Origin of the sequence: Corynebacterium sp. 122RC1, from assembly GCF_024580955.1 — a bacterium.
GTDB classification, from domain to species: Bacteria; Actinomycetota; Actinomycetes; order Mycobacteriales; family Mycobacteriaceae; genus Corynebacterium; species Corynebacterium kozikiae.
Genome location: NZ_JANIKD010000059.1, coordinates 1 through 465 on the forward strand (window position 1 = coordinate 1; position 465 = coordinate 465).

At 34.8% G+C, this 465-nt stretch carries 1 protein-coding gene; it reads left to right on the forward strand.

Annotation, left to right across the window (positions count from 1 at the left end):
- Positions 1–465, forward strand: a 465-nt coding sequence (locus tag NQ050_RS11050; protein WP_306428829.1) for a nucleoside recognition domain-containing protein, incomplete at both ends; no start/stop codon positions are given.

Consider the following 465-nt stretch of genomic DNA (forward strand, 5'->3'; position numbering starts at 1 on the left):
GCTTTGGCTGATGGGATTATCGCAGGTGTTGGTGCTGTGATACTTTTTTTGCCTAATATAATGATTTTATTTTTAGGCATAGCTCTTTTAGAAACCACAGGCTATATGTCAAGAGTAGCTTTTTTACTTGATGGGATTTTACATAAATTTGGTTTGCATGGTAAAAGTTTTATTCCGCTAATCACTGGTTTTGGTTGTTCGGTACCTGCTTTTATGGCTACACGCACTCTTAAGAACAAAAGAGATAGGCTTTTAACTCTTTTTGTGATCAATTTTATGAGTTGTGGGGCAAGACTTCCTGTATATGTGCTTTTTATCGGTGCTTTTTTTCCAAGTGAAAAAGCAGGAAATTATCTTTTTGGAATTTATATTTTAGGTGCGATTTTAGGACTTTGTGCTGCAAAATTTTTAAGAATGACAGCATTTCGTGGACTTGATGAACCTTTTGTTATGGAAATGCCAAAA